General features: G+C 61.7%; 24 protein-coding genes. 9 read left to right on the top strand and 15 right to left on the bottom strand.

Annotated elements, in window-relative coordinates; genetic code table 11:
• Window positions 1-156: 156 nt before the first annotated feature.
• From X771_RS159435 to X771_RS159445, 3 genes are read left to right on the top strand one after another with little or no spacing between them, the layout of a single operon-like run.
• A complete protein-coding gene (locus X771_RS159435) occupies window positions 157-1,386 on the top strand; it encodes an iron-containing alcohol dehydrogenase (protein WP_023686900.1) in 1,230 nt (409 codons plus the stop codon).
• 60 nt (window positions 1,387-1,446) lie between these two features.
• A complete protein-coding gene (locus X771_RS159440) occupies window positions 1,447-2,895 on the top strand; it encodes an NAD-dependent succinate-semialdehyde dehydrogenase (RefSeq protein ID WP_245262531.1) in 1,449 nt (482 codons plus the stop codon).
• A 41-nt stretch (window positions 2,896-2,936) separates the two neighbouring features.
• Window positions 2,937-3,719, top strand: a complete 783-nt coding sequence (locus X771_RS159445; protein WP_348524257.1) for an alpha/beta hydrolase — start codon at window positions 2,937-2,939, stop codon at window positions 3,717-3,719.
• A gap of 333 nt (window positions 3,720-4,052) precedes the next feature.
• On the opposite strand, the gene X771_RS159450 is transcribed toward X771_RS159445, so the two are convergent.
• A complete protein-coding gene (locus X771_RS159450; RefSeq protein ID WP_023686896.1) occupies window positions 4,053-4,949 on the bottom strand; it encodes an NAD(P)/FAD-dependent oxidoreductase in 897 nt (298 codons plus the stop codon).
• Window positions 4,950-5,078: 129 nt separating this feature from the next.
• Here X771_RS159450 and X771_RS159455 point away from each other — a divergent pair, with 129 nt between their 5' ends.
• The 3 genes from X771_RS159455 (at window position 5,079) to X771_RS159465 (ending at window position 7,977) form a co-directional block, all read left to right on the top strand.
• A complete protein-coding gene (locus X771_RS159455; protein ID WP_023686895.1) occupies window positions 5,079-5,708 on the top strand; it encodes a TetR/AcrR family transcriptional regulator in 630 nt (209 codons plus the stop codon).
• A gap of 534 nt (window positions 5,709-6,242) precedes the next feature.
• Window positions 6,243-7,418: a zinc-dependent alcohol dehydrogenase gene (locus X771_RS159460; protein WP_023682758.1), complete on the top strand. Its 1,176-nt coding sequence runs from the start codon at window positions 6,243-6,245 to the stop codon at window positions 7,416-7,418.
• Between the two features lie 10 nt (window positions 7,419-7,428).
• Window positions 7,429-7,977, top strand: coding sequence for a hypothetical protein (locus X771_RS159465; protein ID WP_023686894.1), 549 nt, complete (start codon window positions 7,429-7,431; stop codon window positions 7,975-7,977).
• A gap of 255 nt (window positions 7,978-8,232) precedes the next feature.
• On the opposite strand, the gene X771_RS159470 is transcribed toward X771_RS159465, so the two are convergent.
• Entirely contained in the window at window positions 8,233-8,457 is a 225-nt protein-coding gene (locus tag X771_RS159470) for a hypothetical protein (RefSeq protein WP_155922421.1), read from the bottom strand.
• 1,681 nt (window positions 8,458-10,138) lie between these two features.
• Window positions 10,139-10,606, bottom strand: coding sequence for a hypothetical protein (locus X771_RS159485; protein ID WP_023686891.1), 468 nt, complete (start codon window positions 10,604-10,606; stop codon window positions 10,139-10,141).
• A 415-nt stretch (window positions 10,607-11,021) separates the two neighbouring features.
• On the opposite strand from X771_RS159485, the gene X771_RS0133375 reads away from it, so the two are divergent.
• Complete coding sequence (locus X771_RS0133375; RefSeq protein WP_031202448.1) at window positions 11,022-11,621, top strand: EF-hand domain-containing protein; 600 nt, start codon at window positions 11,022-11,024, stop codon at window positions 11,619-11,621.
• Between the two features lie 199 nt (window positions 11,622-11,820).
• Here X771_RS0133375 and X771_RS159490 read toward each other — a convergent pair whose 3' ends face one another.
• The gene (locus X771_RS159490; protein ID WP_023667766.1) at window positions 11,821-11,985 is read right to left on the bottom strand and encodes a hypothetical protein; all 165 of its coding nucleotides are present in this window, start codon (window positions 11,983-11,985) and stop codon (window positions 11,821-11,823) included.
• Between the two features lie 1,010 nt (window positions 11,986-12,995).
• On the opposite strand from X771_RS159490, the gene X771_RS159495 reads away from it, so the two are divergent.
• Both X771_RS159495 and X771_RS159500 read left to right on the top strand, forming a co-directional pair.
• Window positions 12,996-13,655, top strand: coding sequence for a L,D-transpeptidase (locus X771_RS159495; RefSeq protein ID WP_023686888.1), 660 nt, complete (start codon window positions 12,996-12,998; stop codon window positions 13,653-13,655).
• 10 nt (window positions 13,656-13,665) lie between these two features.
• The gene (locus tag X771_RS159500; RefSeq protein ID WP_023686887.1) at window positions 13,666-14,178 is read left to right on the top strand and encodes an OmpA family protein; all 513 of its coding nucleotides are present in this window, start codon (window positions 13,666-13,668) and stop codon (window positions 14,176-14,178) included.
• A 68-nt stretch (window positions 14,179-14,246) separates the two neighbouring features.
• Here X771_RS159500 and X771_RS1000000167925 read toward each other — a convergent pair whose 3' ends face one another.
• From X771_RS1000000167925 to X771_RS159540, 11 genes are all read right to left on the bottom strand, one after another.
• A complete protein-coding gene (locus tag X771_RS1000000167925) occupies window positions 14,247-14,417 on the bottom strand; it encodes a hypothetical protein (protein WP_023686886.1) in 171 nt (56 codons plus the stop codon).
• Between the two features lie 64 nt (window positions 14,418-14,481).
• Window positions 14,482-15,351: an SDR family oxidoreductase gene (locus X771_RS159505; protein ID WP_023686885.1), complete on the bottom strand. Its 870-nt coding sequence runs from the start codon at window positions 15,349-15,351 to the stop codon at window positions 14,482-14,484.
• 1 nt (window position 15,352) lies between these two features.
• Window positions 15,353-15,517: a hypothetical protein gene (locus tag X771_RS1000000168700; protein ID WP_023686884.1), complete on the bottom strand. Its 165-nt coding sequence runs from the start codon at window positions 15,515-15,517 to the stop codon at window positions 15,353-15,355.
• Window positions 15,518-15,542: 25 nt separating this feature from the next.
• Window positions 15,543-17,309, bottom strand: a complete 1,767-nt coding sequence (locus tag X771_RS159510; protein ID WP_023686883.1) for a thiamine pyrophosphate-dependent enzyme — start codon at window positions 17,307-17,309, stop codon at window positions 15,543-15,545.
• Between the two features lie 9 nt (window positions 17,310-17,318).
• Window positions 17,319-17,480, bottom strand: a complete 162-nt coding sequence (locus X771_RS1000000168695; protein ID WP_023667760.1) for a hypothetical protein — start codon at window positions 17,478-17,480, stop codon at window positions 17,319-17,321.
• An 82-nt stretch (window positions 17,481-17,562) separates the two neighbouring features.
• Window positions 17,563-17,862, bottom strand: a complete 300-nt coding sequence (locus tag X771_RS1000000169090; RefSeq protein WP_245262521.1) for a hypothetical protein — start codon at window positions 17,860-17,862, stop codon at window positions 17,563-17,565.
• Window positions 17,863-17,894: 32 nt separating this feature from the next.
• Window positions 17,895-18,140 (bottom strand): hypothetical protein, encoded by a 246-nt coding sequence (locus tag X771_RS159520; protein ID WP_023686880.1) that lies wholly within the window; start codon window positions 18,138-18,140, stop codon window positions 17,895-17,897.
• 13 nt (window positions 18,141-18,153) lie between these two features.
• Window positions 18,154-18,369, bottom strand: coding sequence for a hypothetical protein (locus X771_RS159525; protein WP_023686879.1), 216 nt, complete (start codon window positions 18,367-18,369; stop codon window positions 18,154-18,156).
• A 187-nt stretch (window positions 18,370-18,556) separates the two neighbouring features.
• Entirely contained in the window at window positions 18,557-19,684 is a 1,128-nt protein-coding gene (locus X771_RS159530; RefSeq protein ID WP_023686878.1) for an FAD-binding oxidoreductase, read from the bottom strand.
• A gap of 60 nt (window positions 19,685-19,744) precedes the next feature.
• A complete protein-coding gene (locus tag X771_RS1000000169695) occupies window positions 19,745-21,286 on the bottom strand; it encodes an amino acid ABC transporter permease/ATP-binding protein (RefSeq protein WP_023686877.1) in 1,542 nt (513 codons plus the stop codon).
• Between the two features lie 94 nt (window positions 21,287-21,380).
• A complete protein-coding gene (locus tag X771_RS159540) occupies window positions 21,381-22,223 on the bottom strand; it encodes an ABC transporter substrate-binding protein (RefSeq protein WP_023686876.1) in 843 nt (280 codons plus the stop codon).
• Window positions 22,224-22,412 lie beyond the last annotated feature (189 nt).

Genomic DNA, 22,412 nt, shown 5'->3' with positions numbered 1-22,412 from the left:
ACCACCCACTAACACGATGCTCCGCGAAACTCAATCCTATATCCTATACGATTTTATTAGAGGGCATCGCATGATCATGACCTGCAGCGCCGAGGTCGGCCTCTGGCACGAAGCCAAGCCTGTCGGCTTCCAACCCGTCTTCGCAGGATCTTGTACATGAGCTTGTTTGCAGCGGCGCGCCTGCCGAGCGAGATTCTGTTCGGCAAAGGCCAGCGCCATGTCCTGCCTTCCATCGCCGCCAAATATGGGCGCCGCGCGTTCGTCTGTACCGATGAGCGCTTCGCGGCGACGTCGCAGTTCGCCGAGATTCTCGCTGGCTTGCACAACGCGGCGATCGAGACGTTGGTCTTCGACCGAACGCTGCCGGATGTGCCGCGCGACAGCGTCGCCGCCTGCATTGTGCAAGCGAAAGATTTCAAGCCGGACATGGTGATCGGCATCGGGGGCGGCAGCTGCCTCGATATGGCCAAATGCGCTGCACTTCTGCTCAGCCACGGCGGCAAGCTCGAGGACTACTATGGCGAGTTCAAGGTACCCGGCCCTACCCTTCCGGTGATCGCAGTGCCGACGACGGCTGGAACAGGCTCCGAGGTGACCCCCGTCGCCGTGATCTCCGACCCGGATCGGACGCTGAAAGTGGGTATCGCCAGTCCGCATCTCATCGCGGCAGTGGCGCTTTGCGATCCGGATCTGACGGTGACCTGTCCACCATCCTTGACGGCGATCGCCGGCGCCGACGCGCTGACGCACGCAATCGAGGCCTTCACAGCGGCCAAACGCGGCGCCGACCCTCATTTGCCGCAACAGCACGTGTTCATCGGCAAGAGCGCTCTGACCGATCATTTCGCGCTTCTGGCCATCAGGCTGCTCGGCCGCAGTCTGGAAAAGGCATATCGCGACGGATCGGACGAGGATGCGCGCGCCGACGTCATGATGGGAGCGCTGGCCGCCGGTTGCGCCTTCGGTACGGCGGGAACGGCCGCCGCCCATGCGGTGCAGTATCCCGTTGGCGCGCTTACCCACACCCCGCATGGCCTGGGAGTGGCCACGATGCTGCCCTACGTGATGACCTACAATCTGGCCGCAGCAGCCGCGGAGATTGCGGAAGTCGGCACTGCTCTCGGCCTTTCCCATCAGGGCGGCGGCGACGCCGATGCCTTGGCGCACGCCACCATCCGTGAGGTGAGCCGGCTGTTTGGCGCCATCGGCATCACACCGACATTGGCCGAACTGGGTCTTCCCGAAGACAAGATCGACTGGACGGCTGAGCAGGCGCTGGGCATCGACCGGTTGATCAAGAACAATCCCCGCCCGTTCGACCTTACCGCGATGCGACAGCTGGTCAGGGCTGCTTATGACGGCGACATGTCCGCCACCACGATGTGATCGACCAGGAGCTCATCCAAAATGAACATCGCCGCAGGCATATCCGACGAGGATCAAGATATGTTCGACTACGCCACGGTCTCGCACGGTCTCTACATTGGCGGACGCTGGCGGCCCTCATCGGAGGGCCGCGTGATCGAAGTGGTCGATCCCTCGACTGAAGCCGTGATCGCTGCGGTTCCCGATGCAACGCTCACTGATGCCGCCGCCGCCGTCGACGCTGCCGCGAAGGCGGCGGCCGGCTGGCGCGAGACCCCGCCACGCAGGCGATCGGAAATCCTGCGACGCTGCTTCGAACTGATGACGGAACGGGCGGAGACGTTGGCCGCGCTGATCTCGCTGGAGAACGGCAAGGCGCTGCGCGATGCGCGCGGCGAAGTCGCCTATGCGGCGGAGTTCTTTCGCTGGAACGCCGAGGAAGCGGTCCGCATCAACGGCGAGTTCGGCCTTGCGCCCTCGGGCGCGAACCGGATCATTGTCGACTACCAGCCCATCGGCATTTGCGTGCTCATCACCCCATGGAATTTCCCGGCTGCCATGGCGACACGCAAAATCGCTCCGGCGCTCGCGGCCGGCTGCACGGTGATCCTGAAGCCCGCCAGCGAGACGCCGCTGACGGCCTATGCGCTTGCGGCGCTCTACGAGGAGGCCGGCGTGCCGCCCGGCGTCGTCAACGTGCTGACGACCTCGACCCCCGGGCCGGTGACGGCGGCCATGCTGGCCGATCCGCGCGTGCGAAAGCTGTCCTTCACCGGCTCGACCGGCGTCGGCCGCGTGCTGCTGGCCGAAGCCGCAAAGCACGTCATTTCCTGTTCCATGGAGCTTGGCGGCAACGCACCCTTCATCGTCTTCGACGACGCCGACCTGGAAGCAGCCCTCGACGGTGCGATGGTTGCCAAGATGCGCAACGCCGGCGAAGCCTGCACGGCCGCCAACCGGCTTTACGTCCAGGCCGGCATCCATGATGCTTTCGCGGAAGGCTTGAGCAAACGCATGGCGGCACTCAACGTGGGCCCGGGCACAGACTCAGACACAGAATGCGGGCCGATGATCACCAGGAAGGCTGTGCACAAGATCGACCGGCTTGTGCAGGACGCCGTTGCCCGCGGCGCCAAAATCCTGTGTGGTGGCGGCGTATCTGAAGGCAGAGGCTTTTTCTATCCGCCAACGGTGCTCAAGGACGTGCCGGCCGACGTTGCCATGGCTCACGAGGAGATCTTCGGTCCCGTGGCGCCGATCAGTCGCTTCGACAGCGAGGCGGAGGTCATCGCCAAGGCCAACGACACAGAATACGGTCTCGCGGCCTACATCTACACGCGCGACCTGGCCAGAGGAATGCGCGTGGCATCGAAGATCGAGTCGGGCATGATCGCGCTCAACCGCGGCCTGATGTCGGATCCGGCGGCGCCCTTCGGCGGAGTCAAGCAAAGCGGGTTGGGGCGAGAAGGCGGCCAGAAGCATGGCGTTGCCGAGTTCATGGAGGCCAAGTACATCGCCGTGACCCTGTGAGCGGACATCCCGCCAAAGATCCGTTTCGCATTCGCGATCATGTGGTCGAGTTCGACGACATGGTCGCCGAGATCGTTCGCAGAAGCGAGGAGACCAGGGCGAACGTTCCCATGGTCGCCGATGTCGCCTACGGGGCTGACGCCACCGAAACCATGGATCTGTTCTTTCCCGAGGGCAAACGGGACCGCCTGCCGGTGCACATGTTCATCCACGGGGGCTATTGGCGCATGTTCTCCAAGCGCGACTATTCCTACGTCGCCGAGACCGTTACGAACGCAGGCGCGATCGCGGTCATTGTCGACTACGCGCTGATGCCGACCGTCAGGATGGCCAGGATCGTCGACCAGGTGCGCCGCGCCAAGCGATGGGTATTTGACAATGTCGCACACCATGGCGGCAATCCCGGCCTGCTGACCGTTAGCGGTCATTCCGCCGGTGCGCATCTGGCAACAATGCTTTTCGACGGTGACGAGCGGCCTTCCGGCATCAAAGCTGCGCTGCTGCTTGGCGGCCTTTACGACCTGAAGCCATTGCAGATGTCGTTCCTTGCCGCGGAGATCGCGATCACCGACGAGGAGGCCCGCCGATTCTCGCCGATCGACCACAGTTTCGATCCATCCGTGGGCGTAGATATCTCGGTCGGCGCCGATGAAACGCCGCCGTTCCACAGCCAGGCCGCACTCTTCACGGACCACCTTGACACACAGGGACTGACTGTTTCGTGCACCACCCTTGGTGGGGCCAATCACATGAGCAGCGTCCGTGACCTTGGCTTGGCTGGTACCGAGGCCGCGTCACTGCTGGCCCGCGTCGTGGCCGCCTGAGACTTCCGCCAGAAGCGCTGCTGGGCGCGACCGTTCTTCAAAGTAGCGTCGCAGCATCGAGGTGCCGACAGCGGTGGCAAATCTTCCGCCACCGGTCGCCATACCGTAAGCCCGCCGGCGATGTCGACGTCGACGTGGTTCATGCTTTCCAGCGTGATTGAGCTTGATAACCGATGTCGGCGATCGCCGTCATGCAGGCAGCCCAGTTGAGTTCTCAAGGCTGGCCGGCCAAAGACGCCCTTCAGCGGAGAGCGGGCCGACGTTCCGCAACACCGGCCCGCAACCTTCAGAATATGATAGCCCGCGGCACCCCGGAGAAGGGAATCTGCGCTCTCACACCAGCATCGACTGCTGGGCGAAGATGCCCGCCGTCGCGCCGTGCGATATTGCCAGGGTGACCGATGGCGGCGTGAGGGGGTTGGCGAGGTCGCCCGCGGCGTAGATGCCGGGCATGCTGGTTTCGCGGCGCTCGTCGACCTTGAGGATTACGCCGAGGGGCGTATCGACCGTGGCGAGGCCCAGTGATTCATGCAGGCTTGCGGACGGCTTGTTGCGCGGATGCGCGAACAGGATGTCGACCGCGACCTTGGGGCCGGTATCGAGCTTGACGGTGGCGTTATGCCCCCCGTGATGGGCGATCTCGCTGATCCGGCCGTCGACGACAGGTATGTTGCGGCGCGCCAGACCGGCCCGGATATCGGGCGGAATGTCGTGACCATCAGCGAAGACCGTCAACCTGTCGGTCCAATCGTGGAACAGCCTGACCTGATTCGTCGACTGTGGGCCGGACCAGACGAGGCCCCAATGCTGGCCGGCGACTTCAAAGCCGTCGCAATAGGGGCAGGGCACGATGGACGTGCCCCAACCTTCGGCAAAGCCCGGAACATCAGGCATCTGGTCGGCGACGCCATAGCTCAGGATCAGCCGGCGCGCGCCGAGGCTTCCGCCATCGCCAGTGAGGACGGAGAAATCGTCGATGGCCCCGGAGAGGCTGTCGGCCCGGGCATTGACCAGCTTGATCGTGGGATAGCGCGCCAGCTGCCGCCGCGCCTCGGCCAGGATGTCCAGCGGTGGCTTGTGATCGTGGCCGAGCAGGCCATGCGAGTGGCCGGCGAAGCGGTTGCGCGGCAGGCCGGTATCGAGAACGGTGACCTTACGGCGGGCACGGCCGAGTTGCAGGGCGCCGGCGAGACCGGCAAAGCTGCCGCCGATGATGATGACGTCATCCATGATGGGCTCCGTGTTGTGGATGAGGGGCTGGTTGGACCTGGTTGAAACCTACCCATCGGCTTGCGCATTTCAGAAACTACATGGTATCGTAATCCGAGAATTTGGATACTGTCAAGGACTGGAATTGTCGTGACCGAAAATAGCCAGGGCCGGCGCGGCCGGCCCGCCAACGAGGCGCTTGGCCAAACGATACTCGACGCTGCGTCCGAACTCTTTGTGGAATTGGGTTTTCAAGCGACCACATTGGACAAGGTCGCCCAGCGGGCGAAGATATCCAAGCTCAGCATCTATCGGCATTTCGAGAACAAGGAGGCGCTGTTCAGCGCGGCCATCTCGGCCGGCTGCCATCAGTTGTTTGCGCCACTGGCCCTTCTTGAAGGCGTCGGCGGTTCGGTCGAAGATCAGCTCATGGCGGTGGGATCATCCCTGCTTCGGACGCTGTTGAGATCAGATGTCCGCAGTGTCGAAGCCATGGTCATGGCCGACCAGACGAATCCAAGGTCGTTAAGCAAGCTCCATTTCGAAGCCGGCCCCGCCCATGTCATCGCCCAAATCGAGGTCCTGTTGCGTCAGTTGCACGCGAAGGCGGTTCTGAACGTGCCCGATCCTCTCCGGTCCGCCCGCTTGTTTGCCGCGCTTTTCAAAGGATCCGATCTTTTGATTATCGCACGCTTCGACGACGCGAGAGCAGCGGACGACAACGAAATCGAATCCTATTGCCGGTCGGCCGTCGCCATGTTCATCGCTGCGCACGGCTAGCAGTCCGCCCTGCCCGCTAATCATTGTATTTCTGCGAAATACTCCGCTAGAGCCGCCGTCGCGATGGCGCCCATCCACCTCATGTCGATCGCGTCGGTCGGGCTGCGCGCCCGCCGGTGAGCGGCATCTCCTACCTGCTCCGGTCACAGCGCTGACCCTTGAGCGCCTCGGCCGACCTGTGAGGGCGAGGAAGAGAATGCCGGTTATGGCCGCGAGAATCGAGCAGATGAGGTGTCGATCGCCGCGAAGGGACACCTGCGGACGGACCTTCTTTGGTACACTTGAGTACGTCCATTCGTGGCTCGGGCTCCGGCGGTTCGTGCCCCGACGCGCCCGCGAAGGCCGCTGGTGCCCGCGACAGATCCTTCCAAGGTGCGGGTCTGGAATGGCCCAAAAATTCTCTCGAGCTCCCGGAACATCGGTCCGCCCCTGTGGTTCGACAAGCAGCGGCACAGTCGATCCAACCAGGCATCGGCCCGCTTAGGACAGGCGCGAGGTCCCTACCCACAGATCTTGCGAAAATAGGAGCAAGCTATGCGAGCGTTGGTCTGGCACGGCAAGGAAGACATACGCTGCGATCAGGTTTCGGACCCGGAAATTGAGGATGAACGTGACGCGATCATCAAGGTGACGAGTTGTGCCATATGCGGCTCCGACCTTCACCTCTACCACAACTATGTGCCAGCCATGCTGCCCGGCGACATCATGGGCCACGAGATGATGGGAGAGGTCGTCGAGGTCGGCAAGGGCGTCAACGGCGCTCTGAAGGAGGGAGACCGCATCGTCGTGCCGTTCACCATAATCTGCGGTGAGTGCGACCAGTGCAAGCGACAGAACTTTTCGGTTTGCGAACGCACAAACCGCAAGAAGAATCTCGGTGACAAGGTGTTCGGGCACACCACCGCGGGTCTGTTCGGCTACACTCATTTGACCGGCGGCTATCCCGGGGGACAGGCGGAATACATGCGTGTGCCGTTCGCCGATGCCACGCACGTAAAGGTGCCTGACAGCCTTACCGACGAGCAGGTTCTCTTCCTCGGCGATATTTTTCCTACCGGCTGGCAGGCGGCGGCACAGTGCGACATTGAGCCTACCGATACGGTTGCGGTGTGGGGCTGCGGCCCAGTCGGGCAGATGGCCATACGCAGCGCCCTGCTGCTCGGCGCGAAACAGGTGGTGGCGATCGATTGCTTGCCGGAACGGCTTTCCATGGCCGCGGCCGGCGGCGCCATCGCCATCAATTTCGCCGAGGAAAGTGTCGTCGAACGACTGCGGGAACTCACCGGCGGAAAGGGCCCGGAGAAGTGCATCGATTGCGTCGGCATGGAAAGCCACGTCTCGCTGGCCCAGCCCGATACCGTGTACGATCGCGCAAAGCAGTTGATGCTGATGGAAAATGATCGACCGCACGTTTTGCGTGAGATGATCTATGTCTGCCGGCCGGCCGGCGTGATCTCGATCCCCGGCGTCTACAGCGGGCTGGTCGACAAGATTCCGATGGGACAGGCAATGAACAAGGGGCTCACCTTCCGAATGGGGCAGACCCATGTCAACCGTTGGACCGAGGATCTGTTGCGCCGCATCGAAGATGGCCAGATCGACCCATCCTTCGTCATCACCCATACCGTGGGGCTCGAGCAGGGACCCGAGATGTACAAGGTGTTTCGCGACAAGCAGGACAGCTGCATCAAGGTTGTACTGAAACCGTAGGGAAATCGTCATGAACGTGATTGCCAAACTTACCAACATCACCCGATCGCCTGGCGATCCCAAAGTGCTGAAGACTGGGCAGAGTGCGGTCGGGGCCTCCGATGGCCTTGCCCGCAAGCTCGGCTGGTTCAGCATCGCGCTTGGCGTCGCCGAGTTGGTTGGCGCCGAGCGGATTGCCGGCGCGCTCGGCATGCGCGGCAAGGAAGATCTGATCCGCGCTTATGGGGCGCGGGAAATAAGCAGCGGCATACTCTCGCTTTCAGTGGACAAGCAAGCGGGGCTGTGGAGCCGGGTGGCCGGCGACGGCCTGGATATCGCGACATTGCTGACAGCGTATCGGCATGGCAACCCAAAGCGCGATAATGTGGGCCTTGCGCTTGCGATGGTCGCCGGCATCACATTGCTCGACATCATCGGTGCGAAAAGCGTGACCGCGCGCCACTCTCGGAGGGGGACCAAGCCACGCGACTACAGCGATCGAAGCGGCTTTCCCGGAGGCACTGCCGCAGCCCGCGACCGTGCCCGCTCGCAGCGCAGCCAGAAGGCCGGCGCAGCCTGATAGAGATTGCGGAACCCTGGCGGCATGCGACCTGGACAGGTGGCATCTCGTCAGGCCCTAACGCCAGAGGTGGTAGCTCTCGGCGAGCCGAGTTTGCTGGAACAGAGTGGACCGTCGCGCGGCCGTTCTCGCCGTCTCCTGGGTCACCGCCGCGCATGGGTTGTGTGGCCGGTGCGTTAAAGGCACGAAGCAAGCAGCGATCCGACCGGCGTCGAGCCTTCCATGTCTCTTGCCTTGGCAAGGTTCCGGCGATCCTCAGGCCGAGCCGCGTTCGGGAAGCTCGGTCTCTTCCGCCACCCCTTTCCGCAGGTCTCGGCGCAAGCGTTCCGCTTCGTCGGAATTATTATCGTCGTCTGTCCGCTCGAGTTCGCGATCGATTGTCTCGCGCGACCCCTCTGCCGGATCCTGTTGCGGAGATGTGTTCGGGCCGGTTTCGATCTTGCCGTCGCCGGGAACGGTGCGGTCGCGAGACTTCGTCATCTTCAGCTTCCCTTTCATCTGTCATCTGCCTCGGCATCTCCGATGGCATGAATTTTGGCCGCTTCCCTGCCGAACCGGATCGTCGACGCTTTGTTCCGGGAAAGCCCCCGCAGGTTCGTGCTGGTCGGCCCCGGGGCATTGGTCGATGCCCTTGCCGGGAAGCATCCTATGCCAACGAGATCGGCGGCAGCCTCATCGATGTCGTTATCAACATGTGGGCTGTGAAGGCGTTTTCGGCCCGGACACGCGAGCACGCCAGGCTCGCGGCGAGTTTTCGAACCGAAGCAGATGCGCAGCGTAACAACTGGATGTATACGGAAAAGGCTGCCTCATCCACGACATCGCGCTTTCGGTAATGGCCGGCGGCATGCTCGCCTGGGCGGTCCGGCAGCTGGTAGCGAACTGGTCATAGGCCTTTGCAAAGCCGCGTCGATTAAGCGGGTGCGGTAGCGCTGGTCGGTGTAGCGTCGAGGCATCTGTCAACCGGAGACAAGCGCGACCGCTTTTGGGACCTCACTGTTTTTTCCACCGGGACTCGACATCTCACTATCATAGTTGATTGTGGCTGCCGGTGACCCTGCGTAATGGATAGCCATTCCAACTCTCCAACAGGAAAACGGTATGTTGTATCCGGGTCGGTTTTTGGGGCCAAGCGAGATTGAGATGCTCGCCCAGGTTTGTCACACGGTCTGCAAAGAGCGCGCCCTACCTCTTGCTTCGCAGAACGGAGAGCGCATAGCTGCGCATATACTCAGGCTGTTTATGAATGGCTTGATTGAGCAGAATGAACTGCTCGATGCTGAGAGGAACTGGGCTCTTCGGCTTGACCGTTCGGTCCAGCAGACGATGTCAACTACGCGCACATGAGAGGCCGCGGGACCCAGTTTGGTTCTTACAGCCGAACACCCGCCGCTATCTGAGATATGTTGCGGGGTTTTCTTCGCCGCGGAGTGATCCGATACAGTGCGCGGAAATCATGGCAATCCTGTTCGCAGTGATTCTATTGAGCGTAATCGCAGTCGCATTCTTGGTCGTCGGAAAGCCGCCAAGGCCAGTTGGGAACAAACCTGACGTTTAAGCGTTTGTAGAGCCCTTCCACCGGGCAACTCACCGAAGTGCTTCTTGCCGTGCATGATGCGATGTCGACGGCCGTTTTGGCGGGCAGGAGCGCCAATGCGGAAATAGTAGGCGTGGTCGACCTCACCAACAAAGCTGAGGTCGACATCGGCATCACCAGCTTGGGAAGAGCCATCCAGTTCGTGGCCAACGCCTCGGTGCTTGGATACGACATTCGCGGCGCCATGGTTCTTCTATGGCGCGCCCGGTACCCCGAGCCTAAGGGCGAGAGAGTGCGAGCGCTTGTGGGCGCAGTTTGGCGGCGCGCTTCTACAGCCGTAGCTCTATCAGGACGTTCGCCCCGCCCGTTCTTGGTATGAACGCGTACGGAACTGAGGCGCTACCCAGCCGCAGCGGGAATGGCTCAGTGGTAGCTCTAGCTGGCGACCGCACTAAGCAGCTTTTCGGTGATGGGCTTTGAGCGGCTGAGCCAGCGTGAGAACGTTCGGCCGCATATCTGCCGGTGCCTGCTTTCATGTGACTGGGCGGGGCTATTGGGGAGCCGGGTTGACCACTGGGCCCTTAGCCGAGGGAAGCACAGCACGGCAACCTCGCCTTTTGCTGGCTAACATCCTTCCGCTCTCAGGGACCGGACCATGCGCACAACAACAGGGTCATACGGTTTCTTTTCGGATTTCCGATAATTCATTGTGAAAAGCGCGGCACGCTGGTTGCAGACCATAATTGCACGGACGTAGCGAATCTCGCCATTCTTGACCCCGGAGTAGCTGGCCCATTTCGGGGCTAGGCGCCGATAGGTCAGTCGCCAACCGGCCTTTTCGTCCTCGATCATGCGATGTTCAATCTCGGCGCGAAAACTTGCTTTGCCCAGTCGCGCGCCCCAAACGACCAGAAACGCGTCTCTTGGGCCCTGAAAAGCCGCGCCCTGCTGCGAATTCTGGGTCAGGACGAAATTCGGAGGAATATCGAAACTAAAGCCAAGCTGTCGGACGCCGAAGGGCTGCCACGCCTCGGCCTGAAGCAACGTGGTCCAAAAGAGAAAAACTGTAAGTCCCAGCAGGAGGCGTCGCATTGCTCTGATTTAGCGCTGGCTAACATGGTGTCCAGACGGACAGAGGTCCGTGACATAAAAAATATGAATCATGGCCGCGCAGCATATGGACGCGGGATTCGCGATTGACGGCGTGCGGTCGAAACGGCTTCCGTCCCACGAAAGGAGAGGACGCAGAGGGAATTGGTGCGTCGGTATGATCGACTGGCAGAAAATTGGCGAGGCCGAATGTCCAACGTTCATTGCCCGCAAAAATGGGCGCCGGCTTCCTCTTGTGCCTAGGGAAGAAGAGCCGAAATTATTCCCTGACGAAGACCCTGATCTACCTCAGACGGGGGGCATGCCCTGTAACTTCGCCGTGACCTGATCCCCTTCGGGGAACAATCAGATCGAGCTCCAGTTTGGCCTTCAAGCGAAAGCACTGATGGAGCATGCCATGAGATTTCCACACAGCACGACGGCCGCGGCCGCCGTTTTCATTGCCCTGACCTCCCCCGCACTCGCCCAGACAAGCGGAACACCATCACCCTCGACACCTGCACCCGCTCCGGCAACCGAACCGCCGACCGCCGGACAGTTGCCGGATGCGACCGGACAAGCGGATGGACCAACACGCGAAATGATCCGCCAGATGGTTGAGCAAGCTGTCCGTGACCGACTGCAGCAGGATCGCGGTTCCGAAGAGGGTTTCCGCGAGGAAGATAGTCGCAACTATCAAGGCGATCGCAACGAGGATGCTGACCGCCACGATGAAGATGGCGACCGTTGGCAGAACCACGGTGACCGCGATCGTGGACACAGAATGGCTGGACGCTGGCATCATCAGATGATGCGCGGTGCCGGCATGCGACTGATGTTCGGGCTGTTGGACACCGATGGCGACGGATCGGTGTCCGAGGACGAGGTTCAACGCGCGGTGGGCAGGATGTTCAGTAGCGTTGACGAGAATGGTGATGGCAAGATCGATGTGAACGAGATCCAGTCCTTCATGCATGGCTCCAGCATGCATGGCACTGATAGCGAGGACAGGCCGTAGCTGTCTTCAAAGGGAATGCCCTCCCTCGGACAAAGCGGGCGCGTGGCGGCCGATCCCGAAGCGGTGTCTCTTGGCTGTTAGGCGCCCGGCCAGCACCCTTTAGGCTTGAGCTATTCCCGCAGTCCCGCGAGACGCCAGCCGTGACAAAAAAGGCTTCGCATTGCTGATCGAGGAACGATCGAAGCCGACCAACGCAAGGTCACTCGGGCGCTCGGTCTTCCAGCAGAACGAAGGATGCGGCGATCAAGTCGTCGCCATTGATACGTCCTTGGCTGTCCTCCAACATAGTTGCAACCTTGTGGAAGGCCATCATTTCACCCGCGTCAATCTGCGCTTCACGCATCTTGGCTGTGAGATCAGCCACGCGATTTCCTAACGAATGTGATTTTGCAGTCTCGCAATTCGACATGATTAGTCATCCTTTGCCTTGGGGTTTCAGGCTGCCGAACGCAATGCTTCAGCGGATGTTCCGAATTTGGCCATCAGTCTTATGGGATAGGACTTGCGTCTGATTGCGGTTGGAAGAAGCCCGAACGGCGGAACACGCAGCCGGACGCAGAATTGGAAACCCACCGTCGATCGAAGTCCCTTGTCGCCGGTTGAGATCCCGCCATCTTCACTGTCGAGAGGGTGGCGGGATCGCCTTCCGAGGAGCGAGCGCATATAAGGTAATAGATATTTGGCAGATGTACTCACGGCCATCCTGCTCGCTTCTTTTGTCTGCGCATGTTCATTCTTTTCGGGAAACCCCATCTCTCCAACAACACGCAACAACCGCGTTGCTACCCACGATTGATGCGATGACAACTGCATCAACAAAACAAAGCCTCTTCGCCTAAGGTGCGATTGCCGCGGGCTTTTTCGACTTGAAGGTCGTCCAACGCGCCCGGTGGTCAGGCCATGGCGTTCAGCGGGAGCCAGGTAGACTCATCGCGAAAATCCCGCAGCGAGGCATGTCGCAAGTCTTCCTCGCCGCGTGCGGATACTGGAATCCGCCTGGCTCGTTGTGACAGGCATGCGAAGATGAGTGTCGGCGCATGGACGCGGAAAAACCCGCCAGCTTGAGCCAGCGGGCCTTGTGATGGGATGGCCCGCGCGTGCGGTCAAGGCTGCGCGGGCCGACCATGATGAATGAGGGGACATCTTGGTCACCGGCACGACCGATGAAGAACGAGCCGGGTGTGACAGAACACCCTTGGAGCGAGGATGTTCCCGTCCGCGCAAAAAAACCGCCGGCGTGAGCCGGCGGGCAGCCGCTATTTTGCCGTCAAGAGGACAGACCGCTTGCGGCCCACCCACTGCAGCATTTTTCCACTTTGAGCCGAAATCATTCTCAACTATGGTTCGCCAGGCTTAAGGCATGGGGGATTGCCGATGGTTTTATCACGCAGGGGTGTCGTGCTCGGCGGTCTGGCGCTGGTCGCGGTCGGTGGAACCGGCAATATTGTTCAAGCCGCGGCGGCAAAATCCTTTTTCGCCGGTACCGCAAGCGATAACGATTTCGTCTATCGCAAGACCAACTTCGCCAAGATCGACAAGAGATGGCATCGCCAGATCGTCAAGTATTTCAGCAGCGAGCCGGTCGGCACCGTCGTGGTCGATACCCGCCACCACTTCCTCTACCTCATCATGGAAAACAAGACTGCCATCCGCTACGGCGTCGGCGTCGGCAAGGAAGGCTTCAAATGGTACGGCCGCGCGACGATCGATCGCCGCGCGCTGTGGCCGCAATGGGTCCCGCCCCCCGAAATGCGTGAGCGCAAACCGGACCTGCCGCCCATGATCGCAGGCGGCGCGTCCAACAATCCGCTCGGGCCGCGCGCGCTCTATCTGTACCGCGACGGCGCCGACATCGGCTACCGCCTGCATGGCACGCTGGAGCCATGGAGCATCGGCACCGACGCTTCCAGCGGCTGCATCCGCATGTTCCCCGAGGACATCATCGACCTCTACCAGCGGTGCCCGATCGGCACCGCGGTGGAGGTCCTGCCGCACATCGCCGACCAGGCGCCCGCTTCCACCACTGTCGAATGATTGGCGCATCATGAACCGCATGATTGAAAACACGTGCCGGCTGCTCGCAGCCGGCCTGCTGGTTGTGGCCGCATCCTGCTCGACCAGCAACACGCTGGCCCCGTCCACGCCTGACGTCACCAACGCCGAGATTGCCGGCTTCCAGAACGTGCAGCCGGGAAGCGAGGAGGATTTTATCCTCAATGTCGGCCGCCGCACCTATTTCACGAAAGGTTCGGCCGCGCTCGATTCTGTCGCCAAGGCCACCCTCGACACCCAGATCGCCTGGTTGACAAAGCATCCGCGCTGGCTGCTCAAGCTGCAGGGTTTCGCCGACGATCCCGGCGCAAGTGAAACGGCGCTGTCGCAGCAGCGCGCCGATGCGGTGATGGACTACCTCGCCGCCGGCGGCATAGACCGGAACCGCATGTGGGCCAAGGGCTACGGCAAGGACAGGCTCGTCCGCGACTGCCCCGACTCCGCCTGCAGGTCGCAGAACCGCCGCGTTGTGTCTAATTTGCGCGATGAGAGGGACGAGTCGTAGAGGCTGCTGTTTTGCTGGCCGCCAAATCAGTCTCACAACGCGACGGCGGCATGGCTGCAATGCGCCTATCAGGGACATTCACCCAGCGTTTGCCCCCCCGAAACCTGACGCTCCGGTTGAACCCGGAATGAAATCAGCTTCCCGTCTACCAACCTCCGGTTCAGGGTCTGGTGGGAGGCTTCGGCATCCGCCTCGACCAGTTTGCGGACGTGGCGGTTGTCCGCGATCGTGATCGGCATGAGCCTCGCCACATGTCGGTGTGCTACGGGGAGTGGGCGCCGTGGAGCTGGCAGGTACGCTCGCTCAAAGCATCGGCCGTCCGCCGGTGACCTCGTAGAGTGCGCCGGTGGTGTAGCTCGATCCTTCCGAGGCAAGCAGCACATAGGTCGCTGCAAGCTCTGCCGGTTGCCCGGGACGCTTGAGCGGCGTGTTCTTGCCGAACTCCTTGACCTTCTCAGAGGGCATTGTCGACGGGATCAGCGGCGTCCAAATCGGCCCGGGAGCGACCGCGTTTACCCGAATGCCGCGTTCAGCTACCAGACCTGCAAGTCCGGCGGTGAAGTTGGCGATCGCTCCTTTGGTAGTGGCGTAGGCAAGCAGTGCCGGCGAGGGACTGGTCGCGTTGATTGAGGATGTGTTGATGATGGTCGAGCCGGGTTCCATGTGCTTCACTGCTTCCTGGGACAGATAGAACATCGCATAGACATTGGTGCGAAAGGTGAGATCCCATTCCTCCGCGCTGATGTCCTCCAGCTTCTCGAACGACGCCTGGTGGGCTGCATTGTTGACGAGGATGTCCAGGCGCCCGCATTCATCGATAGCTCGCTGCACAAGCGACCGCGCGAAGATTTCGTCCGAGATGTCGCCGGGTGCGAGCACCGCCTTGCGCCCCGCTTCCTCGACCAAGCGCGCCGTCTCCTGCGCATCTTCGTCCTCTTCAAGATAGGAGATGATGACGTCGGCGCCTTCGCGTGCAAACGCGATAGCCACCGCCCGGCCGATGCCCGAGTCCGCGCCGGTGATCAGCGCGACGCGGTCCGTCAGCTTACCGCTGCCGCGATAGCTCTCCTCTCCGTGGTCGGGCCGTGGATCCATCTCGTCGGTGTAGCCGGGCATGTCCTGCTGCTGTTCGGGAAGCGGCGGCCGAGGATATTTCTGCTGGGCATCCTGCATGTCAGCTCCTTTTTTGGCTGGAGTTGCGGTTGTGTCGATCCGGTTCCGTGATCGGTCCCTTGGCGGCTTTCGAGCCACCGCCCCATTCCTCGGACTCGCACGCTTGGTCGCCGCCCATGAGGTCCGGCGAACCGCGATTTGCGGTGCCGCTGTCCGTCTTCTTCAACTCGTGCTCCTTCTTGCGTGGCTCGTCATTCTTTCTCGCCAGCGGTAATCATCGACCTCAGCGGCTCTTGCGCCACATTCGCCTCGATTTCCGCGCGTCCGGGGGTATCCGGTAGCGCCTTGCGGAAATTTTTCGCATAATCCGGCGGCATCTTCGGTGGCATCATCGGTTCGTACGGGTCGACCACGGCCTCGATGACCACCGGACCCTCAGCAGCCAGGGCAGCGTCGAGAACGCCTTCCACCTCCTCGGAGCGAGAGACGCTGTAGCCAATGCCGCCCATGGCTTCGGCGGCCATGGCGAAGTCGATGGGCTGGAGTTCGCAGGCGAATTGCGGGTTACCGAGGAACATCATCTGCTCCCAGGCGATCTGATTGAGCATGCCGTTCTTGAGCACGAGCACCTTGAGTGGGACCCGGTACCGAACTGCCGTCGAGAACTCGCCGAGTTGCATCGCGAGACCGCCGTCGCCGACGACCGCGAAGACCGGCCGGCCGGGAAAGGCCAGGCCCGCGGCGATCGCATAGGGCAGTCCGCATGCCATCGAGGCCAGCGCGCCCGAGACGCCGAAGGCCTGCCCGTCACGCAGCTCGATATGGCGGGCCGCCATCTCGGTGTTCTGGCCGGAATCGGCAACCAGGATCGCATCATCGGGCAATCGTTTCCCAAATGCGCGTGTAACCACCTGGGGCTTGAGCGAAGTGGCGGCCTTTTGCTCCGACTGCGCCATCATCTCGCGCCAGCGTCGCATGCCCGCCTGCGCCTTCTCGAGGAAGCTGCGATCATCCTTGCGCTTCAGGCGCTTGTTCAGCAATCGCAGCGTCACGGCGGCATCGCCGGCAAGGCCGGCCTCAACGGGATAGCGCAGGCCGATGCGCTGCGGGTCGCGCTCGATCTGCACCCCGCGCGCCTGTCCCGGCTTCGGGTAGTATTCGATGTAGGGAAAGGTCGAGCCGACGACGAGCAGCGCGTCACATTCCTCCATGATTTCCTGCGACGGCCGCGTCCCGAGAATTCCGATGCCGCCAGTCGTCAGCGGGTGATCGTCGGGCAAGGCAGCCTTACCGAGCAAGGCCTTTGCGACGGGGGCACCAAGCAGCTCCGCCGTCTCTTCCAACTCGTGCCTGGCACCAAGCGCGCCCCGACCGGCGAGGATAGCGACCTTCGTCGCGCCGTTCAGGAACTCGGCGGCTTTCGCAAGTTGTTCTTCGTCGGGAAGCCTGCTTCCTTCGAACCAACGATCCGGCGTATGCGACGGTTTGTTGCGCTTCGAGCGCTTGGCCTGGTCGAGCGTGTGCTCCTGCACATCGCTGGCGATCGAGAGATGCGCAACACCGCGACGTGCCAGCGCCGACCTGCAGGCGAGACCGGCCAGGCTTTCCATATGCGCCGCGTCGGAGACCTGCGCGTTGAAGACGGCGACATCGCTGAAGACGCGCGTCAAGTCGACATCCTGCTGGGTGAAGGTCTCGATGAGGTCGTGGAACTGCATGCCGGTAATGGCGAGCACCGGCGCTTGGTCGAGCTTGGCATCGTAGAGTCCCGTCAGGAGGTGTGTGCCGCCAGGGCCGGAAGTTGCGAGGCAGACACCGAGCTTGCCTGTCCATTTTGAGTAGGCGCACGCCATGAACGCCGCGGATTCCTCGTGCCGCACCTGAATGAAGCGGATACGGTCCTGCCGCCTGCGCAGCGCCTCCATGATGCCATTGATGCCATCGCCCGGCAGGCCAAAGATGATATCGACGTTCCAGTCGATCAGCGTCTCGATGAGGATGTCCGCGGCGGTCGGCATGTCTCAGTCCTACCGCGATGCGGATCCCGCCGCCTGGCTGCTCTTGTTCGCGGTCTTGTCAGTCTTACGCTGGTCTTTGTTGCCGCCGCGATTGCCGCCATGCAACTCGTCGGAAGATTGAGCGGTCTTGCCGTCTTCCAAATTAGTGGCCATGCGCAAAGCTCCCTTCATCCGGCCTGCCTAACCAGAAAGTCGGTGAGATGTTCCGTGCCCGAAGGCAAGGCCGCCTACTCAGGTGCCCAAGCGAAACGTGTCAGGTATTACCACTCGATGAGGCGTGTTCGGCAGTCAGCGGCTGAACAGGCGAGGTGCGATCGAACCAGACGAAGGCATCGAACTGTTGCGAGGCCGAGGATTGCACGTAGTGGCCGAGGCTGCCTGATCGCCAAAAGCGCTCGCGGCAGAGCTGGCCGATGTTCAGGTCGCGTCTTCGCAGACGAATTTCCCGCGCGGGATTCCGCCTCAGTGGCGAAAGGACTCGTTCGTCGCGCACACCGCGGCGGGCGATGTGCGCTTCGACCATGCGGTGCCTGGCGTGCCGGTAGTCTGGCATGGCTCCTCGATAGCTTTAAAAAGACGGCAGGCTTAGTCGTCCTGCCTGCGCTTGTGGTGCTCGCTCTCCTGGTTTTCGCCGCGGATCATCTGGCGATCGTCCTTGTCGGTCAATTCCACGCCCTCGTCGCGCAGATTGGCGCCGTCTTGCCGCGCCTCGCGCTCCTGCTTGGATCTCTTCAGCTCATCCTCGGCATTGAAATCGTCGCCGGCATTGCTGGAGTTCTCGCGCTTTTCGATGATGCGCAGCTGCTGCTCGTGGGTCTTCCGGCCGGCCATGGCAAGGTGCCTCCTACTTGTTCGTGCGTCCGGTCTGGTCAGGGTTGATGCCGCCCTGAGGCGTGACGTCGTTCTCGACATCGCCTTCGAACGTATTGTCCCCATCGAGAGCATCGCTCTCGTCGAGCATATCGCCGCCCTTGACCGCGCCCTTCGAGGTGCCGATTCCCGGGTTGTCTCGCAGATCCTTGTCCGTGGGCTGTTTAGTCTTGGGGTGTTGGTTGGTCATGGAATTTCTCAGCGCTGGTTGAGCTTGGACGAACGACGGTCCTGGCGCTGTCCAACTTCAACGTGGAGAAAATGTTCCGGAACATATTCGCTTGTCAGGTGCGCGTAAGCGGCCAGGCGGCCGCCGTCTCGGCTAGCGAAACTCCAAGCATGCCACATTACATCCCATTCCGAGGCGAATTGGCAGGCTAAAGTGAAAATCGAGACGGTCGAAAGCTTGCAAGGAGTGGGTGCTCTGTTCCGGTGGCGATCTCGGTTGCAAGCAGTTCGCCGGCAATCAAGCCAAGTGTTGCGCCGCTGTGGCTGAAGGCGACGTAATACCCCTCGATCTCCCGCAACTGGCCGAAGACCGGCTCGCCGTCTCCGGGGATCGGCTTGGGCCCGACACCGTAGCTCTCCAATTCCAATTTCGGATGACCGTCCAGAACATTCGACGCTTCCTCGAGAAGCCCCTGGATGGTCGATGCTTTTACGCGATAAGTCCCGTCTGGATTGACTACCACCTCTTCTTCCGACCAGGCAGAATCGAGCGCGAGGGCGCCATCAGGCGTCGGCCGGATGGCGACGCGCGGCGTGTTGAGCACGGCGCGTAGCGGCAAGTCGACTGGCTTGGTCCTGACCAGCAGCGCGATCGGTGTCCCATCGGCAATACGCTGACCGGCCACGGCGACCATTCGCGGCACATCCGCACCGGTCGCCAGAAGCACCGCGTTGGCGGCGAAGCTGATCCCGCTGGTGGTGGTGACGCCGGTGGCGCGGCCGTTGGCGACGGTGACGGTAGCGCTTCCGGCCTCGGTGACCACCTGGCCGCCCCGCTCCACGAATTCCGCGATCAATATTTCGATCAGCGACGGCAGGTCGACCCAGCCCTCACCCGCGTTGAAGATCGCGCCTTGAGGCGTGACAGCGCTTGCGCAGACACCCGGCGTGACCAACCTTATGGCGTCCGCGGACAGATGCTGCGCATCATAGCCGAGACGTTTTTCGTGAGCGAAGACATCGGCGATCTCGTTTGAGGCATCGTCCGCATCCCACGTCAGGCCACCGTCGAAACGCAGCCAGGCGGCATGCGGGCATCGCGCCGACAAACTGCGGTAGCGGTCGATACCGATCATGCGCAGGCGATGATATTCAGCCGAGCGCCTGCGCGCCGAATTGATCCAGGCGAGCGAGCGGCCGGAAGCTCCCTTGGCGAGCGGTCCATCATTGACCAGCACGGTCTCGATGCCGAGCCTTGCAAGATGAACGGCCGAGGAGACGCCAAAAATGCCGCCGCCGACAACAACGACCTTGGAAACCTGATGTGATGCAGCCATGAGATATCTTTCACTGGTGGAGGTTGGTTTGGGCGGCCGTCTTGAAGGGCTCATGCGTGATCAAAGCACTTCGGCAAGGAAGTGCTTCAGACGTGGGCTTTTCGGCGTGTCGAAAATCGCGGCAGGCGTGCCGGCCTCGATGATGCGGCCTTCATCCATGAAGACGACCTGATCGGCGACCTTGCGGGCGAAGCCCATTTCATGCGTCACCACGACCATTGTCATGCCGCGCCGGCCGAGATCCGCCATGAGGTTGAGCACGCCTTTCACCAGTTCGGGATCGAGTGCGCTTGTTACCTCATCGAACAAGATGACCTCCGGGTCCATCGCCAATGCACGAGCGATTGCCACACGCTGCTGCTGGCCACCGGAAAGGCTCCCTGGACGATGGTGTTTGCGGGTCGCAAGCCCGACGTCGGCAAGGCGTGCCTCGGCGATGCGCTCAGCTTCCTGTACAGGGAGCCCCTTTACCTTGGTCAGCGACAGCATGACGTTTTCGAGCGCGGTGTGGTCGGGAAACAGATTGAACTGCTGGAAAACCATGCCGACCCGCCGGCGCAGTTTTTCAGGCTTCATCGCCAGGATGCTCGCACCATCGAGCAACACCTCACCGCCCTTGGGCTCGACCAGGCGGTTGAGGCAGCGCAGCAGGGTCGACTTGCCCGAACCTGATGGGCCAATCACGCATGTGACCGTGCCAGGCTTGACTGCCAGGCTGACGCCTTTGAGAACATCGAGGTCGCCATAGGCCATGTCGAGACCGGTGATGGCGAGACTGCCGCCCTTGAAGCGGGGCAGCGCTGAGCGGGCATCAGAGCCGGCCTCCGAAGGTGCACTGCCGGTGGCGCCCTCCAGTTCGCTCGCTTCGGCCAGGCCGCTGATGACGAGGCCGGCCTTTTGCTTTCCGACCCGCAGCGAGTTGTCGATATAGTTGACCACATGGGTCAACGGCACGGTGATGATGAGATAGAACACGCCGGCCAGAAGCAATGGCGAGAGGTTTCCGGTGACTACTGCCTGGTCCTGACCGACACGGAAAATCTCGCGCTCCGAGGCGAGCAGACCGAGGAAGTAGACAAGGCTTGAATCCTTGACGTTGCCGATGAACTGGTTGACGAGGGCCGGCAAGACGCGGCGGATGCCTTGCGGTATCACGATCAGGCGCATGCCTTGGCCGTAGCTCATGCTGAGCGCCCTGCAGGCCTCCATCTGCCCGCGCTCGACGCTCTGGATGCCCGAGCGGAATATTTCGCCGATATAGGCGCCGGCGATCAGGCTCAGCGCAAGAATGCCGAGCGGAAAGGGCGAAGGGCCGAAGATTTCACGGCCGATGCGGGCAAAGCCCTGGCCTATCAGCAGGATGGTGACGATCGCCGGCAGCCCACGGAATATATCCGTGTAGACCCGCGCCGGAATGCGCAGCCAGCGCGATTGCGAGATGCCCATGACCGCCAGGATCATGCCGAGAATGACACCCAGCACCGTCGACGCGGCGGCGAGGATCAACGTGTTCTTCAATCCGATGGTGATCATGCTGGGCAGCACGTCCGCCATGGCCTGCCAGTCGAGGAAACTGCGCCGCAGGTTTTCGAGCCAGTTCATTCGCCCCCCTTTCGGTTGCGCTATTCACATCGTCCGCATCAAGGACGGCGGCGTAATCCGGCCGCCGGCATGAGAGCCAGCGGCCGGGTACGGTCTACTTCTTGGGAAGATACTGGTCGGGCATCGGCGAGCCGGGGAACCACTTTTCATAAAGCGTTTTCCAGGTGCCGTCCTGCATGGCCGCGTGAAGGGCGGTGTTCAGCGCATTGCGGAGCTTGTCGTTGCCCTTGCGCAGGACGAAGCCGGCCGGGGCGTCAAAGGAAGGAATATTGACCGCGATCTTCAGGTTCGGATAGCGAACGCCATAGTCCTTGGCAGCCTCGTAATCGAGGAAGTGGGCATCCACGGTTCCGTTGTTAAGCGCCGAAACGGCGGAGTTGTTGTCGGGGAATTTGACGAGATCGGTTCCGACAAAATTCTTCGCCGCGTAGATTTCTTGGAGCGTGCCTTGCACGACGCCGAGACGTTTGCCCTTGAGCCCGTCCGCCGACGTGATCGCCTTGTCGGCAGTAAGCACGGACAGATAGCCTGCGATATACCCGTCGGAAAAGTCGACGGTCTTCTTGCGTGCTTCCGTCGTGCCGATTGCCGCGACCGCGACATCGAAACGCTCGTTTGCAACCGAAGGCATCAGCGCCGAGAATTCCTGGCCGGTGAAGATCACCTGGTCGGGCTCGAAGCCAAGGCGGCTCGCGACGTTGCGGAACAATTCGATGTCGAAGCCGGTGAACGACCCATCGGCCTGGGTGAAAGCGTAGGGTTTGGCATCGCCCATGGTTCCGACGCTGATGACCTTCGCATCAATGAGGCCATAGGGATTGTCATCCGCGGCGGCCGCTCCTGAAACCAGCCCAGCGCCGACGCACATCGCCATAAGAGCCATTGCGCCGGTTCTGACCGGGCACATCAACGACTTGAGAATTTCTTTCCTGCTCATGTCTTTCTCCACTCTGAAGGTCTGTTCTTCTTGGTATTTCCGTCGAGCCGCCATCTGGCGCGCCGACATGCCCTTGCCGAAATCACGGTCCGTCACGCCTCTCGGCTCCACTCCTTTCAAAGAGACCGGTCTCATATTGCGTGAGACCGGTCTCTTTGTTAATCGTTATCGCCACGTTGACCTCCCGTC

It is taken from the genome of Mesorhizobium sp. LSJC269B00, assembly GCF_000502815.1.
GTDB lineage: Bacteria > Pseudomonadota > Alphaproteobacteria > Rhizobiales > Rhizobiaceae > Mesorhizobium.
The sequence above is the reverse complement of the archived record's forward strand: the minus strand, read 5'-3'. Positions and strand labels throughout refer to the sequence as shown.

Bases quoted from the DNA above. Each gene is read 5' to 3' on its own strand.
- X771_RS159435 (WP_023686900.1), top strand. From the start codon at position 157: ATGAGCTTGTTTGCAGCGGCGCGCCTGCCGAGCGAGATTCTGTTCGGC.
- X771_RS159520 (WP_023686880.1), bottom strand. From the start codon at position 18,140: ATGGCCGGCCGGAAGACCCACGAGCAGCAGCTGCGCATCATCGAAAAG.
- X771_RS159460 (WP_023682758.1), top strand. From the start codon at position 6,243: ATGCGAGCGTTGGTCTGGCACGGCAAGGAAGACATACGCTGCGATCAG.
- X771_RS159495 (WP_023686888.1), top strand. From the start codon at position 12,996: ATGGTTTTATCACGCAGGGGTGTCGTGCTCGGCGGTCTGGCGCTGGTC.
- X771_RS0133375 (WP_031202448.1), top strand. From the start codon at position 11,022: ATGAGATTTCCACACAGCACGACGGCCGCGGCCGCCGTTTTCATTGCC.
- X771_RS159510 (WP_023686883.1), bottom strand. From the start codon at position 17,309: ATGCCGACCGCCGCGGACATCCTCATCGAGACGCTGATCGACTGGAAC.
- X771_RS159470 (WP_155922421.1), bottom strand. From the start codon at position 8,457: ATGACGAAGTCTCGCGACCGCACCGTTCCCGGCGACGGCAAGATCGAA.
- X771_RS159505 (WP_023686885.1), bottom strand. From the start codon at position 15,351: ATGCAGGATGCCCAGCAGAAATATCCTCGGCCGCCGCTTCCCGAACAG.
- X771_RS1000000167925 (WP_023686886.1), bottom strand. From the start codon at position 14,417: ATGCCGATCACGATCGCGGACAACCGCCACGTCCGCAAACTGGTCGAG.
- X771_RS159465 (WP_023686894.1), top strand. From the start codon at position 7,429: ATGAACGTGATTGCCAAACTTACCAACATCACCCGATCGCCTGGCGAT.
- X771_RS159540 (WP_023686876.1), bottom strand. From the start codon at position 22,223: ATGAGCAGGAAAGAAATTCTCAAGTCGTTGATGTGCCCGGTCAGAACC.
- X771_RS1000000169090 (WP_245262521.1), bottom strand. From the start codon at position 17,862: ATGCCAGACTACCGGCACGCCAGGCACCGCATGGTCGAAGCGCACATC.
- X771_RS159500 (WP_023686887.1), top strand. From the start codon at position 13,666: ATGAACCGCATGATTGAAAACACGTGCCGGCTGCTCGCAGCCGGCCTG.
- X771_RS1000000169695 (WP_023686877.1), bottom strand. From the start codon at position 21,286: ATGAACTGGCTCGAAAACCTGCGGCGCAGTTTCCTCGACTGGCAGGCC.
- X771_RS159525 (WP_023686879.1), bottom strand. From the start codon at position 18,369: ATGACCAACCAACACCCCAAGACTAAACAGCCCACGGACAAGGATCTG.
- X771_RS1000000168695 (WP_023667760.1), bottom strand. From the start codon at position 17,480: ATGAAGGGAGCTTTGCGCATGGCCACTAATTTGGAAGACGGCAAGACC.
- X771_RS159450 (WP_023686896.1), bottom strand. From the start codon at position 4,949: ATGGATGACGTCATCATCATCGGCGGCAGCTTTGCCGGTCTCGCCGGC.
- X771_RS159530 (WP_023686878.1), bottom strand. From the start codon at position 19,684: ATGGCTGCATCACATCAGGTTTCCAAGGTCGTTGTTGTCGGCGGCGGC.
- X771_RS159485 (WP_023686891.1), bottom strand. From the start codon at position 10,606: ATGCGACGCCTCCTGCTGGGACTTACAGTTTTTCTCTTTTGGACCACG.
- X771_RS159440 (WP_245262531.1), top strand. From the start codon at position 1,447: ATGTTCGACTACGCCACGGTCTCGCACGGTCTCTACATTGGCGGACGC.